Here is a 15,834-nt window from a genome sequence, read left to right as displayed (position 1 = left end):
CTAAAACCCCCACCGTTAGTGTCCACCCCGGCATTCATCACCCCAGGTCACAGCCCCGCGATCGCCGAAATGGCGAAAATTGAGCCAAGTCAGGTTTCTGCAAAGCAGACAGCACGATTCGAGGGCGAATCGGCGACTGCGCCAGGAAGGAGATTGATGTTTCGCGACGAAGTGACCGCGAGATACGCCGATGAGTTTAAGGACACCGATCGTGTCGAGTTCGAGGGCTTCGTGAGCGCGGAGACTGAGAGGCTGGCTGCAGAGTTGACCATGCTGCAAGCCGATCTCGTGACCCGGCTTCGGGTCGAGACGCAGGCTCGCTTGGGTCGGACGCTTGAGTATGTCGAGACCGTGAACGTGCTGAGCCAAGCGCAGCAGCGGGCGCTTGAAGAGGTCCGGTTTCGGCTTTGGGAGGGCTACGTGCCAGCACCTCTCGCGGACGAGGACGATCTCGAACTGAACGCTGTGGACACGATCGAAGTGAGCGCGGAGACCGAGGCCTTGGTCGAGCGGGTGTGGCCTTACGCGAGCCCGGCGTGGCAGGTCAGTGCAGAACTGATTGTGGAGGCGCGGACCGCCGACGGTCTGCCGATTCCGACGGCTTCTTGTCATCCGCTCGCGACTACGTTGGCTGCGATAGTCGATCAAGATGTCGCGCACGATGTCGACGTCCTCGCGCGGGCGCGGAGTACGAGGGTTCAGCTCGGTCGCGACCACGTTTGAAGCTCGCGACGGCTGCCTCGCGGGCGTGATGGCCATGCCGATGACGCAGGTGTTTATGACGGCTTCCGGGTCGGCGCGGTCCTGATCGTCGAGGGCCAACATGTGTCAACCGGCGCAGGAAGTGATCGGCCCGCGCGGAAGGGCCTCGCGGCAGCCCGCCTTCATGTCTGATCCCAGCTCGCGCCGCGCGACGGATGCTTCTTGCCCGGCTACGCCGGGAAGCAAATGAGGATGTGAAATCCGTTGTTGCGCACACTAACCCACATGGGTTAGTGCCTTCGGCCTGACGCGTTCCGCGCAGAGCAAGCTATAGACTTAGGTAACCTAAGTCGGGGATCCGCACCTTGTGCTGCGCCTGTTGGTCCGCCGCTCGGAGGCGAAAGGTGTTCTCCACAGTCGTGGAGTCGCTGCGCTGGGTCGGAACCCGAAAACTCTCGACGAACGTCGTTCGGAAGAACGCAAGACCCGCACGAAGTCGAGGCCTGGAGGTGAACGAACGGTCATGATGCCGAACATCACTCGCGGCTCGAGCATGACCGGGCTACTCAGCTACCTCGTCGGCCCCGGCAATGCCAATGAGCACACCGAGCCGCACCTGGTGGCCGGCGATCCGGCGATCATGGCGTGGCATGACGACGCGGTGCTCGATCTCGCTACGGCACGCGACATCGCACGACAGATTGATCAGCCTCGCCGGGTTTTCAAGACCGAGGTGACGGTTCCCAAACGGCGGTGGGACGAGCGTGAACAGCGAAGGGTCGTCGTGCGAGACGACAACGGGAAACAGGTCAGGCAGAACGCACACGTGTGGCACTGTTCGCTTTCGCTCAAGGCCCCGGTGTACGCGGTCGATCCCGCGACCGGAGCGCATACAGCGGAGCTCATCGACGGTGAGTCGGCGATCACCGACGAACTGTGGGGCGACGTCGCACGTGACTTCATGCGCGAGATGGGTTTCACCGAGGAAGGACTGGCACCCGTGCGGTGGGTGGCCGTGCATCACGGCCTGAGCAAGAAGGGCAACGACCACATTCATCTTGTGGCGTCGATGGTCCGCGAAGACGGCACCAAAGTCTCCTCGCACAACGACTTCGCACGCGCTCAGCGAGCGTCGGCGAAGTTGGCGCGTAAGTACGGACTCGCGGTCACTCCGGGCCGTGCAGCCGGGGCCGCAACGACGCCGGCACATTCGCGCGCTGAGGAGAACATCGGCGCAGGGAAGGGGAACGAACCGGCTCGACGCACACTGGCCCGCGACGTTCGTGCGTGCGCGACGGCGGTGACGTCGGAGGCCGAGTTTGTTAGGCAGGTCCGCGCGCTCGGACACCTGATCCGTCCGCGCTACGCCGCGGGTACCGACGACGTCGTGCAGGGCTACTCGGTGGCTCTGGCACCGAGACGCGATGATGGATCGCGCGACTTCGACGCGCGTCCGGTCTGGTTCGGCGGTGGACGGCTGGGCAAGGACCTGACGCTGCCGAGAATGCGACTTGGATGGTCGGATTCACCGAGTGCTGCGCTGGAGGCGGCGGGCGAATGGCGACGCGCGAAGCGTGGGCGCGAGCCCCTCAAACAAGCCCGGCAGACGCGACGTCACCGACGCGATATGGACGCTCTGTATCGCCGCGCGCACGACGAGCTCGTGCAGTGGATCCAGTACCTCGGCACTATCGCGGTCGACGATCTCGCGACCTGGGCGAGCGCGGCAGGGCAGACGGCCGGTGTGTTCGCGGCGTGGTCGGTCCGGATCGAGGAGCGGCCTGGACCGTTGGCGCGGGCCGCTGACGCGCTCGGTGCGTCAGCGTCGATTCCAGCGGCTCGTGCGGTGGCGCCGAACTACGTCGAGCACACGAGCTCCGTAGCGTTCCTGTTGCTGGCTGCGAGCGGCCGAACGGATTCAACTGCGGCGACTGCCGCGCTGTTGCAGCAACTCCTGAGTGCGGTCGAAGCCATCGCATCCGCACATCGTGCCGCCGGTCACGCTGCGCGGGCTGCGACCTTGACCGCCATCACTCGAACTGAACTTGGCGCGTTGGTCGACGTCGCATCCAGAGGTACGCCGGCTCCGGTTCGAAAGTCCTCAGCAAGCGCTGAGTCGGATCGTCGACTTGACGGCGATACTGGTCGAGCCAGCGATTTTCCGACCGCGCCGAATGCTACGCGCAGAGCGGCGGGGTCGCTGATACGCGCGCGACTTGAGCCGATTACGCCCGCCGAGCGTGCGCGACTTGATGCCGCGCGTCAGCGAGGTCAGGAACGTACGGGGCGCTGAGTACCGGGCCGCGACCGCAGTTCATCGCCGCGCGGCGGTACACGCTGTGATGGTCACTGCCCATGGAAAGCGAGCAGCCCCAGGCTGCCGTAGCCACACCTGGGGCCAGGCGGATCGTCGGAACTTGGGGAGTTCGGAGAATCCGCACCTTGCTCGGCACGAGTATGCCACGGAGTCGCATCATCGGGACACCGAAGCGGGCATCACCGTGCTTCCATCTGGCAGGTCAAGGTGGTCGAACCGTCCGTCGTCGCGACATCCGTTCGATTCCTACTGTGGTCAGTTCGGATTGGTTCCAAGCACGGCGATGAGGCGCTCTCTGATGCGTCGCTTGCGCTCCTCGAAGAACGACAGGAACTCACCCAAGTCGAGGGAGAGCCCGTCCAGGTCGTTGTCAGAGAGATACGTGCTCCGCTTGTCCTCACTGGGGAAGGCGCTTTCGATCCAGACGGCCGGCAGACTGTCCTGTTTCTCAATGTTGGCGGTACCAGCAAGTAGTTGGAGGTTCGGCAAGAGATTGACGACCTCCAAGTAATCGTCGACCTTTTCGATCGGGATTCCCGCGTTCAAGAGCTTCTTCCTGGTGAACCGCGACTTGGGGAAGATGTGGTCTTCGTGGAACTTCTTGCTGAGGTCGAGACCTGGATACAAGACCGACAGTACCGAGAACGTCCGTTGGCCACCATATTTGAGGTTCAGAAGCTCGTCGATTTCGGCGCTTTCGAAAGTGAGGCTCTTCCCGGCCACAGCCATGGCGTCTTCGATGGCCGCGGCGGGAAAGCCACTCTCCGAATTATCTTGCAGGACATCGCGGATTCGAGTCAGAAGTGTGTCGAGACCCGATCCCCAGATACCACGTTTGACGAGTGAGCGCGTGACCCATCGCTGGAGTACGAGCCTATCCGCGGCGTCGGCAGACGAGTCGAGGTACGAGTCGCCGGCGTCGCGCAGGTGGAGGTAGTGCGCGACGGGGATGATCACGCTGTTGGCCGTGAGGTTTCGTTCGTTGTACCCGAACTGCTGCAGCAACGTCGCCGCTCGGAGAAGGGCTCCTCTGATCTGTGGCCACGCGGCCTCCACCTTCGCCATGTTCGTGTGGGTGAAGTTGGTGACCTTGAACCGTACGTCGACGTCCGCGATAGTCAGTGCGGTCTTGAGAACCACGTCCTTGGAAAACGAGAACTGACGTCCGGCATTGCTGTTGATCTCGGATACGAGTGAGCGCACCTCCTCGCGGGCATCCAAGTCCTGCCACTGGTTGGTGGCCATCGACAGCAGCAGATCAGAGTACGAGAGCGTAGTGCCACCGCTGTTAACCCGGACGAAAATCTCCAACACCTTGTCGGCGTCCTGATCGGTGACCAAGAAGTAGTTCATGGGTTTGAGGACCCGCACAGCTTCGTACAAGTCGTAGAGCCGCTGGAAGGCGTCCGCCGACCCGGCGATTCCACGTTTCTCCAGCTCCTTCATGATCGCAGGGCCGGCGTTGGCCAGATCAAGCACCGCGCCCACTCGGAACCACTTGTCGGCATCTCCGTCGTCTGCAGCCGCATCTTGGTCGGTGAGGAACCGGAGGTCGTACTTGGTTCCGAGTTCCTCGTCGTCGGGGTCGTCGACGAGATTGAGGTATAGGCGTTTAGTAGGAAATGCATTAGCGCTGTTCCACCAAGCGTACTTCTTTTTCTCTGAAAGGCTTCCGTAAAGTGCGATATTCAAGGAAGTGAGCCGCTGCTGGCCATCAAGAACGGCCGTGGTGCCGCTTCCGGCCGGAACAGTGGCTTTGTCGGCGTACGGATGATCGCGCTCGTGGTAGTTGGTTAAAAACTCGTAGAAGGTGTACGACTGCGCGGTCTCAGGTTTGACGTCCCAAAGAAGGAACGACCCGACGGGGTATCCGCGCATGAGGCTGTCGACAAGTTTAGTGATTTGGTCTGCGTCCCAGACGAATTCACGCTGGATCGCTGGCATCAGGTACTCGCGCTTGTGGATGGCGGTGAGCATTTCCTCGATACTGCGCGGAGTCTGGAACGACATGTGCTTCTTTCTTTGTGTGAAAGGGAGTTGTGCTGTTGTTTGGCGGGGTCAACCAGTGGGGTTCTCTGACAGACCGTCGACGATCTTCATCGTCTCGACCGCAACGGTTGTCACCTTCGCGATGAGGTCGACGATGTAGCGCGGGTCATCGTGCTCGTCGCACCAATCGTTCGGGTCGTTTACGATGCCGGATGCCTTGTCGGTCTTCACCTGGTAGCGGTCGATGATCCACGCCAGCGCCGAACGGGAGCCCAGCATGTACCGCTCGGCCTCCTCCGGGATTCCGGTGATCGTGACTTTGGGGTTGTAGATCAGCTTCGTGACATCGTTGACGCTCTTGCTGGTCTCCGGGCCCTTCTTCTTTGCCCACTTCAGCTTCGTAACCCGCCAGGTCTCCCGGTCCCCAGGGTCCGCACCTGGCTTGAGCTGCACGTCGACCGGGTACGGTTCGACATCCTCGTAGCCGACGTGGAGGTCGGACAGGGCTCGGCCTGCTGCTGCGAGCTGTTCGAACCGCTCGCGGGTCTCCGGGGTCGGGATGTGCGGCAGCATCTTCTTCAGGTCCGCGGCGTAGGTCTCGCGGTAGTTGGGGTCGTGAAGCAACCCGTACACGTAGAAGAAGATGTCGTCCCTCGTGACCTGGCTACCGACTGTTTCTCGGTACAAGGTGAGGATCTCGTCGGTGATGTTGTCGACGCGGCGATACCCGTACTCGTCGGGCTCGCCCGCGTGTGCACCGAAATCGAGTTCCCCATCGCCGTCGGCTGATCTGTACGTCCAGCGAGGGAAGAACTGACCTGTGTCGAGCAGGTGCAGATTGGGCAGGCGATCTGCCACGAATGGCGTGAAGTCGAAGTGCGAAGCCGGGGCAGTTAGGACAATGCCGATATTTTTATGGGAGGGCGTAGGGAAGAAGCTGGGGAGTTGGGAACGCTCATGATTCAGGTAGCGGTCGTAGTACCCGTGTAACCGCTCGAACGGTCGGTATGCGCTTGACGACAAGTGGTTGGCGTCAAACTCGATCTGGACCTGCCGTGCGAGATGTGTACGAAGGCTGCGAGACCACTTGATGTGGTTCTCACGACTGGCGTCCGGACGAGTCGCGAGGAACGCGGTGACGTCTTTCTCGTTAGGCCTAGCGATACCGGCTCGCTCAGCGTAGGCGGCGAACGGTGTGAGCTCGTTGTTGTAGTTGTCGATGAGGCGCTGCACGTTGGTGCGCAGCTTGTCGGCGGAGAAGTTGTAGACCCATGCATCGCGACTGGTCTCCAGGCCGCGGGAGTAGGTACCGAAGACCGCGGTCCTGCCGTCCTTGTCGCCGATCGCGGGCCACTCGGCGAACTCGCCGCTGCGTTGATTGACCCAGTCGCCGTGCTCGTTTGGTGTGATGGCTTGCCACTCAACGGACTTGAGGTCGCCTCCGGCGACGATCTCTAGCTTCCGCTCGCGGGACAGATAGTCCCCGATGTCCCGGTATTGGACCTCGCCCGGTCCGGTGCTTGCCGGGTCCTTCACGCCGATGAGGATTGCGACGGTGTTGCGGCTTCCTGAACCGAACACCTTGCCGCCCTCTCTTCTCGAAAGCTCACCGGCGGTGCGCTGATTCCCGCGCAGGTTGTAGACGTAGATCTTGCTGTACTCGTCCGCTAGAGAGAGGCGAATGCCGTCGGCGGTGTTGCCGTCGATCCATCCGCCGTTCGATACGAATGCGACGACGCCGTGGTCACCTACTCGGTCGGTGGCCCATCTGAAGGCTCTCAGGTAGCTGTCGTAGAGGCTGTTCTTGTTCGTCGCCGTGGAGCGTTTGGCGTAGGTGTCGGCAATCCGCTTGTCCAACGTCGGGTACTTGACGTTCGCGTTGAGGTCGTTCGCCGAGTCCTGCCCCGATGAGTAGGGCGGGTTTCCGACGATGATGTGGATTGGGGCGGCGAGCTGTTTGACGATCCGAGAGTTGTTCTGCGGGAACATCTCCGTGTCCATCGAGTCGTCGGCTTCGGTCATCTGGAATGTGTCCGTCAGAACGATTCCTTCGAATGGGCTGTACTCGGTCTTGGTCAGCGCGTGATAGGTGGTCTCGATGTTCACCGCAGCGATGTAGTAAGCGAGCAGCATGATCTCGTTGGCGTGCAACTCGCTGGTGTACTTGCGCGGCAGGTCTTTTGGACGGACCAGCCCGGATTGCATGAGCCGGGTGATGAACGTGCCGGTCCCGGTGAAGGGGTCGAGAACATGCACCGCGTCATCGGTTAGGCCCCGACCGAACGCTTCACGGGAGGCGTGGTCGGCGGCGCGGAGGATGAAGTCGACGATCTCGACCGGTGTGTAGACAATGCCCAGCGCCTCAGCCTGTTTGGCGAATCCGACCTTGAAGAATTTCTCGTAAAGTTCAGCGATCACCTGCTGCTTGCCGTCGGCAGTTGTCACCTCGGACGCGCGAATGCGTACCGAATGGTAGAAGTCTTCGAGGTGTGCAGTCTCGGCCTCCAAACCCGCTCCGCCGAGTTGGTCGACCATGGCCTGCATGGTGCGAGACACGGGGTTGTGCGCGGCGAACTCGTGGCTGGCGAACAGGGCGTCGAAGACGGGCGCGGTGATCAGATGTTGGGCGAGCATGGAGATGGCGTCGTCGCGAGTGATGGAGTCATTTAGGTTGTCTTGCAAGCCTTTATGGAACTTGGCGAAGGCTGCGGTGACAGTCTGGTCTGCGCCTTCGATCAGAGCCTTGATTCGGGCGGTGAGGGCGGCGGCGATGTCGGCGACGTCCTTGGCCCAGTCTTCCCAGTAGGTGCGGGTGCCGACCTTGTCGACGATTCGGGTGTAGATCGCCTCCTGCCACTCCGACAGTGAGAACAGCGCCATTTGTTGCGCCATACTTCCGCCGCCAGCTCCACCGCCATCGGCGACACCGTTCGCTGGGTCGTCGCTCGTGCCGGTCGAGGTGTTGTTGGCGCTTTCCCCGTTGCCGATGCTCTCTGGGTTCTCCGTGGTGGGGCCGACGTGTCCGCCGAGGAGTTGATCGGAGCCTTGGCCGGTCGCGAGAAGTTCGGCGGAGGTATTCAGCGCGATCGAGTTGACCATCGCATTGAAACGGTCGTCGTGGGCACGCAGCGCGTTGAGAACCTGCCAGACGACCTTGAACCGACGGTTGTCGGACAATGCTTGCGATGGCGAGACTCCGGCCGGAACAGCCACCGGCAGAATGATGTAGCCGTAGTCCTTGCCCTCGGCCTTGCGCATCACGCGGCCGACGGACTGCACGACGTCGACGACGCTGTTGCGCGGGTGCAGGAACATCACCGAATCGAGTGCGGGCACGTCGACACCTTCGGAGAGGCATCGGGCGTTCGTGAGGATGCGGCACTCATTGTCCGGGAGCGGCGCTTTGAGCCACTGGAGTTCACGATTTCGTTCCAGCGCGTTGTAGGTGCCGTCAACGTGGTGAACCTTGACGCCCAGATCGAGGTTGGTGGTGTTGACGTCGTTGCCCTCGTCGATGCTCTCAGTGAGCATGTCACGGTAGGTGTCCACTACTCGTGGAAAGAGCTCAGCGACCTTCTTTGACGTGGCAATGTCTTTCGCGAACGCAACGGCTCGACGCATCGGCGGTTCACCGGGTGCGAAGCCGGTGCCGTCCGGGGTGCGCCCGGCACGTTTGGCCAGTCCGTTCCAGGCGCCGACGATCTTAGTCGCGTCGTCGAGGCGTAGGTCTCCGTCGGGGCCGGCGAGTTGAGTTTGTAAGGGAGCGGCGACCATCTCCTCGTCGACTGTGAGGACGAGGACCTTGTAGTCGGTGAGCAATCCGCGCTCGACCGCCTGCCCGAACGACAATCGATGGAACTCGGGACCGTACTTGTCGTCGTCGTCCATCGATGTGATCTCGGCGGAGTGTTCGTCGGCCTTGGTCTTGACTGATTCGTCGAAGATTCGAGGAGTGGCAGTCATGTAGAGCCGTCGCGCGGACTTGATGCAATCGCTGTCGTGGACGCGGACAAAGTTCGACTCGTCTGCGCCTTCGAGCGTGACGCCGGTCGTCCGGTGCGCTTCGTCGCAGATCACCAGATCGAAGCGGTCTACTCCGTCGCGTTGGGCCTGCGCGACGACAGGCAGCGACTGGTACGTCGTGAATACCACCGTTAAACCCTTGGCGCGCTTGCGATGTGACATCTCCGCGACGAGTTTCTCGGCATTGGTGGTGACGGGCACTGCCACGTCGTAGGAGCTGATGTCCTCGGCGGCGCGCGATACTTTGGTGTCTGAGCAGACAGCGAAGGCGCGAAGGTCCAGCTGCGTTTGCGCCGTCCACTCCCGCAGAGTTTGGGAGAGCAGCGAGATCGATGGGACGCAGAAGAGGATTCGGGCGTTTCCGGCGTTCTCTGTTGCGGTGCGTTCGGCGATCTTGAGTGCGGTGAAGGTCTTGCCGGTGCCGCAGGCCATGATGAGCTTGCCGCGGTCGTGGCCTTCGGCGAATCCGTCGAACACTTTCTCGATCGCGATGGTCTGGTGGGGCCGTGGCTCGTGTCGGGTGGCCTTGGCGAGGTGCACTTCGACCTCACCATCGACGAGGCTCACGTCCCAGTCGATGGGGGAGTCGGCGATCTCGGCGAGGCCAATGCGCTGCACCGGGATGGTTTGGTCGTCGAGTGTGTCCTCGGCGTTGCGGCCCCAGCGGTCCGTGGTCGAGATGATGATGCGGTTGGTGAACGGCTTCTTGCCGGATGCGGTGAAGAACGAGTCGATGTCTTCTTTACGCAGAGTGTGGGTCGGTTCGTAGAACTTGCACTGGATTGCCGTGTACTCGCCGCTGTCGCGCTCTCGGGCGACGAGGTCGATGCCGGTGTCAGGCTTGCCCTGGCGTCCAGGCCAGTCGATCCAGCGCCACACCGCGTCGTACTGCTGAGAGAGCATCGGGTCGAGCTCGAAGTACCGGACCATCAGCTTTTCGAACTTGGTGCCACGCTCGGAGTTCGACGGTGCCTCCCGAAACGCCGCCATCACCTCGTGAATCGAACCCATGCTCCGTTGCCTCCTTGCTCGACGCCTGCAGGATTGAGCGTAGGGTGCTGCTGCAAGCGCGCTGTGAGTGCGCGGTGCTAGCGTGTCGCGCTATTGCAACAGTGCTCGGCTGCATGTGCACGATGGCATGGCCAGATCGATGCAGCAGCGAGGCTATCCCCATACCGAAATTCGTAGCGAAGCAGCGATGCGCTTCGGGCGATCAAAGAGCCTGATAACTCAGAAGCACTCATGTTCTGCACCAGCCAGTTCGGAAGCAGTGTAGGCGAGGTTGCAGCCTGGGCATACGGTGGCGCTTCGTGTTGCTTCGCAGCTACATCGTCGACAAGTTGGACACCGAAACTGCTGACACGAGTCGCACCGCCCTGGCGACTGTCTAGGGGAGAAGAACTCACCGCACGCGGGGTTGGAACACTCTGCTGACGGAAACGTCAAGGTCCCAGCACCGTTGACGGCTGTGGGGCGTAGAGCGATGAAAACGTAACGCTCCTGGTGGTCAAGCACCGCTTCGACCCGCATATCGGAAAGCACCGACCCCGTTCGGTACTCGACACCCTCGAGGAAGTCCCGTCTGACACCTCCATCGACCGCCTCGGCGTATACCTCCCGGAATCCTTCTTGAACGAGGTCGATCGGCGGCTGAGCATCCTCGTACGTTGAGAGTGATGTGATGACTCGTCCATCCTCGTCAGCGACAGCAAGGATCCAACGCGCAGCGCGAGGAAGCATTCCGCGAACTCGTTGCATCGCGGCCGAACGCGAAGCCCCCGTGCGCGCGAAGATGCCGGCCATCACATCTGCCGGGTGGATGGCGGTTGCATCCAGATCGCTCTGATCCACTGGCATCAGGACCTGCGCTGCGAAGTCGTTAGATACAGCTTCTTCGACGCTTCGGCGCACCTCTTGTGGATGAATGTCCATCAAAATCCAGTGCCAGTCTGGATGACGTCGCTGGAGATGGTGGCCCAATTCGTGGAGCAGTGTGAAGTTGTCGCGCCGGTAGGTCGCCTGGTGCAGGTGAATCGTCGGCGGGTCGTCACGGTAGTAACCGCCACCGCCACAGAACCCTGCCGACAGATCATCCTCGAACTCGACGTGCAATTCGGCGCTTTCGAGCAAAGCAGTGAGTGGGTAGTCGCGGAGAGCGACGATATCGAATCCTGCGTCGGAGAGTCCCGCGATGAGATGCGACGCCACTGTTCCCGCGTTTTCGACTGTTCCGAGGTCTTCCCAGGCAACCATGGCCTCACTCGAATCCGTCATCGGCCAACGCGGTTGACCGCGTCGAAGAGCTTCCGGTCGATGACCTCGTCCGTGATCCCGTCGTCGCGGGCTGCCAGAGTGAATTCTCTGCGGGCGGCAGTTCGGACGTTCATCTCCGACAATCCCGTGGCGCCCATTCGGTCGGTGACCGCGCGCTTGAACTTAGGCAGGGCGAGCCTTTTCATGACCACCGCGAGGGGGTCAGGGCGCGTCAGTTCGTGCCGATCGACGTTTAGCTGTTGCGCCACCCGGAAAAGGTGCTCGTCCGAGATTGGCTCCACACCTTCCCAGACCGGCCTCAGCTGACCCGAGGACATGCCGAGCGCCTCGCCCACCCGTCTGGCGCTGCCTCCGGCTGCGGTAACCCGCGCTGAATCCAGAAGTGTCTCGTCTGCGGCGTCTGCGGTATGGAAGCAGAGAGCGGTCCAGTGATCGATGAGGTCGCGGTCCGCGTCTGCGTTTTCTGGGTCCCAGGCGGAACCTGACGCGAAAGCCAATCCTGGATCTTCGTCATCGTCGAGAGCGAACGCGATCTGCCGAATTCGTTCGGATGGGAGCAGGCGCCCTAACTTGCGATCAAGCAGGTGCATCGCGATCCCGGTTTCCCTAGTAGGCCAGAGTGTGACGGATTCCCCGAGGGGGGAGTCGTCGACAACGAGCCCAGGCGTGAACGACGCCTCGCCGGGGAGAGTGACGGGCCACGCGAGTACGTAGTCTTGCTGAACCGCTGCGACGAAGGCGAGGCCGATATCACGGAGGTCCCAGGAGAGGACCCAGAGATCACCCGAGTAGATGTCGGTGCTGGCCAATCCCCGATCCCAGAGTCCGCGTTGGGACTCCGGGACGCCAGCTGGGCGCGGGGCGTTCACCGTTGCTCTTCTTTCGGTGGGGTGCTGAACAAAGAATCGCCAGAGTACATGTCAGGTTCCCAGCGGTCGATTCCGGTAGGCCGTGCGCGCTGCCTGCTCCTCGTCGCGCGGAAGGTGGCCCAGGTACTCGCACCGGTGTGCAATGCCGGTTTCGGATTTGCGGACTGGGTGAATGTAACGCGGTGTCCACCACCCTGGCCTGTCTAACCGTGTCGCGTGGATCTCTGGCATGGGTCGACTGGGCACATCGCCAGGCTTGACGTCGCTGCTGACACGTGGAAGTCCGCGCCACGCAGTGTCGTTGGGCAATTCGGCCACACACGCCATCGGCCGAGCTTGGCGCCCGACGCGTGTCGGATGCGCGGTCGCATCTGCGGTCACCCAGTAGGCGTCGCCGAACTTGGCGTCTCGGTTTGGCATGGAGGGGAGGGTACAAGCGAAGGACGACAATTCGGCGTAGGCGGTGCGGAAACAGCTCAATCGAAGCGACATTCACAGCCACTTCTGCTGTTCGATGCTGACATACAGTCGCCCCGGGGCGCGGGCTCGTGAACAAGTGCCGACTCGCCGTCGGGCGCAATGCGGGGCGCGAGGAAAACGACTGGCGACTCGAATCGGGACCTCTCACTTGTTCGGGGTTAGTAGATCGGCAGCATCGATCCCGAGTACCTCGGCGATATCGAACAGGCGCTCGTACAGTAGGCCGCGCCGCCCGTGCTCGACCTGGATGAGGACGTTGCGGGTGACCCCCGACTCCAGTGCCAACGCTTCTTGAGTCAGCCCTTGCTCGATTCGGAGCGTCCTGATTCGGTGGCCGACAGCTTTGCGGTGCCTGGCCCACGATTCCTGTCGATGCGGATCGACTTGAGATGGGCGAGTTGGCACCCACCAAGTACCGAGTATGGCTACCGGAAAGTCTGCCCTACTAGTAGTACTTTGTTGGCGTGGGAACGGAAGCGCGCAGGGAGTGGGCCTCGCCGATGGCCTTGGAGATTCTCGACGAGATGGTCGCGGTCCTGGACGAATGCGGAGCCGTCCTCTTGATGCTCTCCGACGAGGCAGCGCTCAACCTTGACGAACTGGGCGAGGTGGTCGACGTTGCGCGCGGCGAGGCTATCAATGCGTTCGGGGCGGCGAGCCTGTTGAACAAGTACGCGGAGTTGAGTGAGTCGTGGACCGATGACCTGTCGCGCCCTCGTGCGATCTATGCCCGGCACTCGAAAGCAGTGCGAAGAGGCGCGGTGCGTGTGAAGCCGGCGGTGCCCACGGTCCGCTTTCCGATGGCTGAGGAGGCTATCGAGCACGTTTTGGACGCTCACGAGCAGTTCAGCGAGACGAGCGTGGAGCGTCCGACTTGCTCGGCCTTCGCGAAGTCGAAGGGTCGCAGGTGCACGAAGCCGGCAGCGTGGATGGGTCCGAACGAGTTTCTGTCGCGTTGTTACGGCCACCTCGACGCGGATGAGCGACGGCAGTACGACGAGCGTCGCGATAGGCAGGCTGAGCAGGAGCGGCTTCATCGGGCTGAGGTGCTCGAGCGGCTTTACGAGGAAGGCCGCATGGTTGCGGCGGAGTGGACCGAGCGTCGTCGGGCTCGATTCGAGCTGAGTTGATGGACTACCGACGGCGAAGATGACTCGCGCGGCCGGGCAAGGTCTCCATAGTCGCATGGGTGACCGCTACCCTTTGCTACGGCAAGGCTTGCGGCTTGACGTGCATCGGGCCAGCGGCACGCCGCAATCTCTCTGACCCGTCGGCGTGCGGCCTGACTAAGTTTGTCTGACGTCGCCAGTACGTTGAGCGGCATCAGGAATCGAAAGAGGGACAGCATGGCAGCGATGACGACGTCGCTACGGGGACGGGTCAAGAACACCGGTCTGCCCAAGAGCCATGCGCTACTCCCTCTGCTAGAGGCCGTAGTCAATGGCATTCAGGCAATCGACGCCCGGTTCGACGACGACCGTTCTCGAGGACGCCTTGACGTAAAGATTCTCCGCAGCCCGCAAGCGGGCTTCGATCTCGAATTCAGCGGTCCAGGGCGGGTTCCGCTGGAGCCCATCGTTGGTTTCGTTATCTCCGATAACGGTGTGGGATTCACGGCGGAGAACATGGAGTCATTCGAGACTCTGGACAGTGACTACAAGTCGGCGGACGGATGCCGCGGTGTCGGGCGATTGCTGTGGCTGAAGGCGTTCAGCAGGGTGATGGTTAAGAGCGCGTACGAGGCCGGCCCTGGCGTCCTTCAATGTCGGCAGTTTCGATTCTCGGTCGAGAAAGAGGTGGAGCCTATCGAACCGGCCGAGGCGCTCCAGGACATCGGCACGATCGTGGAGCTGGACGGTTTCGGCGCCGCATACCAGAAGGCCGCCCCAAAATCGGCAGCGGCAATCGCGAGGGAAGTCTTCGAGCACTGCATCTGGTACTACTTGCGGCCTGGCGGCGCACCCGAGATCCGGGTTATCGACGATGGTGATGTGGTCTTGCTCAGCAGGCTGATGGACGAGTTCGTCTATTCGGAGATGCCGAGAAATACCATCGAGGTCAAGGGCCAGAAGTTCGACATGATCAACCTCTGCCTGAAGTCGTCGACCCGCAACCAGACGCCGAGATTGTTTTGGTGCGCAGCGAGCCGTGTGGTGACCGAAGAGAACATCACGGGGAAAGTTCCTGGACTCTACGGTCGGCTCAAGGATGAGAAGGGTGCGGACTTTACGTACGTCTGCTATCTCTCCTCGGACTACCTTGATGCCAACGTCCGGAGTGACCGGACCGCGTTCGACATCGACGAGACCATTGATGGTGACACGATCGAGGGTGAGATTACGCTCGAGGACGTGCGCAAGGCGGTCCTCGCCGAGATAGGAACACTGCTCGCTGATGAGCTGACGGCGGCGCGGGACGAGGGCAGGTCGCGGGTCAACGATTACGTCAGGAACCGTGCTCCTCGGTACCGGCCCCTGCTCAAGCGGATGGAATCAAGGGGGCTGACAGTCGATCCCTCAATGAAGGACACGGAGCTCGAGGTTGTTCTGCATCGCGAGCTCCAGAAGCTCGAAGCAGATACCCTCGCCGAGACTCAACAGATATTCGCCGAGGACGGCTTCGAGCGGCCCGCCGACTATCAGGATCGACTCGACGAGTACCTCGCAAAGATTACTGACATCAACCAGTCAGACTTGGCGGCGTACGTGGCGCGGCGTCGGGTGATCCTGGAGGTCTTGGAGAGGCTCATCCGATCGGACGAGGGGGGCAAGTACTGCCGCGAGGATGAGATCCACAAGCTGCTGATCCCGATGCGAAAGGACTCAAACGAGATCGGCACTGACGCATCGAATCTGTGGATCATCGACGAACGATTGGCGTTTCATGACTACCTTGCATCGGACAAGACGTTCAACAGCATGCCTATTACGGATTCGAAGTCGACGAAAGAGCCGGACATCATCGCCACACGGCTCGCTGGCAGTGCTGTGCTCGCAGCCGAGCGCCAGAGCGTACCGCTCAGCTCAATCGTCGTCGTGGAGATCAAGCGCCCTATGCGGACCGATGCGTCTGAGGACAACAATCCGGCTCTTCCGGATTCAGAGTGCATCGAGGTGTTGTGCCAGGCCGCCGGAGTGGATGAGTGACCGCAAGATGTAGTGGCCGAGGTTGCGGAATCCG

At 61.7% G+C, this 15,834-nt stretch carries 9 protein-coding genes; 4 read left to right on the top strand and 5 right to left on the bottom strand.

Annotated elements, in window-relative coordinates; genetic code table 11:
• Both ACWDTD_RS20070 and ACWDTD_RS20065 read left to right on the top strand, forming a co-directional pair.
• A partial coding sequence (locus tag ACWDTD_RS20070; protein WP_449748894.1) for a hypothetical protein occupies positions 1–723 on the top strand: 723 nt, incomplete at its 5' end.
• Positions 724–1,225: 502 nt separating this feature from the next.
• A complete protein-coding gene (locus ACWDTD_RS20065; RefSeq protein ID WP_449748893.1) occupies positions 1,226–2,995 on the top strand; it encodes a relaxase/mobilization nuclease domain-containing protein in 1,770 nt (589 codons plus the stop codon).
• 279 nt (positions 2,996–3,274) lie between these two features.
• Here the strand turns inward: ACWDTD_RS20065 and ACWDTD_RS20060 are convergent, their stop codons facing one another.
• The 5 genes from ACWDTD_RS20060 to ACWDTD_RS20040 all read right to left on the bottom strand — a co-directional run bounded on the left by ACWDTD_RS20060 (position 3,275) and on the right by ACWDTD_RS20040 (position 13,059).
• Positions 3,275–4,996, bottom strand: a complete 1,722-nt coding sequence (locus ACWDTD_RS20060; protein ID WP_449748892.1) for a DUF262 domain-containing protein — start codon at positions 4,994–4,996, stop codon at positions 3,275–3,277.
• Positions 4,997–5,077: 81 nt separating this feature from the next.
• The gene (locus ACWDTD_RS20055) at positions 5,078–10,042 is read right to left on the bottom strand and encodes a DEAD/DEAH box helicase (protein ID WP_449748891.1); all 4,965 of its coding nucleotides are present in this window, start codon (positions 10,040–10,042) and stop codon (positions 5,078–5,080) included.
• 219 nt (positions 10,043–10,261) lie between these two features.
• Positions 10,262–11,284 carry an ImmA/IrrE family metallo-endopeptidase gene (locus ACWDTD_RS20050; RefSeq protein WP_449748890.1) on the bottom strand — a complete coding sequence of 341 codons (1,023 nt, stop codon included), beginning with the start codon at positions 11,282–11,284 and terminating at the stop codon, positions 10,262–10,264.
• A gap of 17 nt (positions 11,285–11,301) precedes the next feature.
• Complete coding sequence (locus tag ACWDTD_RS20045; RefSeq protein ID WP_449748889.1) at positions 11,302–12,114, bottom strand: hypothetical protein; 813 nt, start codon at positions 12,112–12,114, stop codon at positions 11,302–11,304.
• A 684-nt stretch (positions 12,115–12,798) separates the two neighbouring features.
• On the bottom strand, positions 12,799–13,059 hold the full coding sequence (locus ACWDTD_RS20040; RefSeq protein ID WP_449748888.1) for a helix-turn-helix domain-containing protein: 261 nt from the start codon (positions 13,057–13,059) through the stop codon (positions 12,799–12,801).
• A 59-nt stretch (positions 13,060–13,118) separates the two neighbouring features.
• Here ACWDTD_RS20040 and ACWDTD_RS20035 point away from each other — a divergent pair, with 59 nt between their 5' ends.
• Both ACWDTD_RS20035 and ACWDTD_RS20030 read left to right on the top strand, forming a co-directional pair.
• Positions 13,119–13,784 (top strand): hypothetical protein, encoded by a 666-nt coding sequence (locus tag ACWDTD_RS20035; protein ID WP_449748887.1) that lies wholly within the window; start codon positions 13,119–13,121, stop codon positions 13,782–13,784.
• 216 nt (positions 13,785–14,000) lie between these two features.
• Positions 14,001–15,800 (top strand): ATP-binding protein, encoded by a 1,800-nt coding sequence (locus tag ACWDTD_RS20030; protein WP_449748886.1) that lies wholly within the window; start codon positions 14,001–14,003, stop codon positions 15,798–15,800.
• The last annotated feature ends 34 nt before the right edge of the window (positions 15,801–15,834 follow it).

This window comes from Gordonia sp. NPDC003425 (assembly GCF_053588635.1).
The sequence above is the reverse complement of the archived record's forward strand: the minus strand, read 5'-3'. Positions and strand labels throughout refer to the sequence as shown.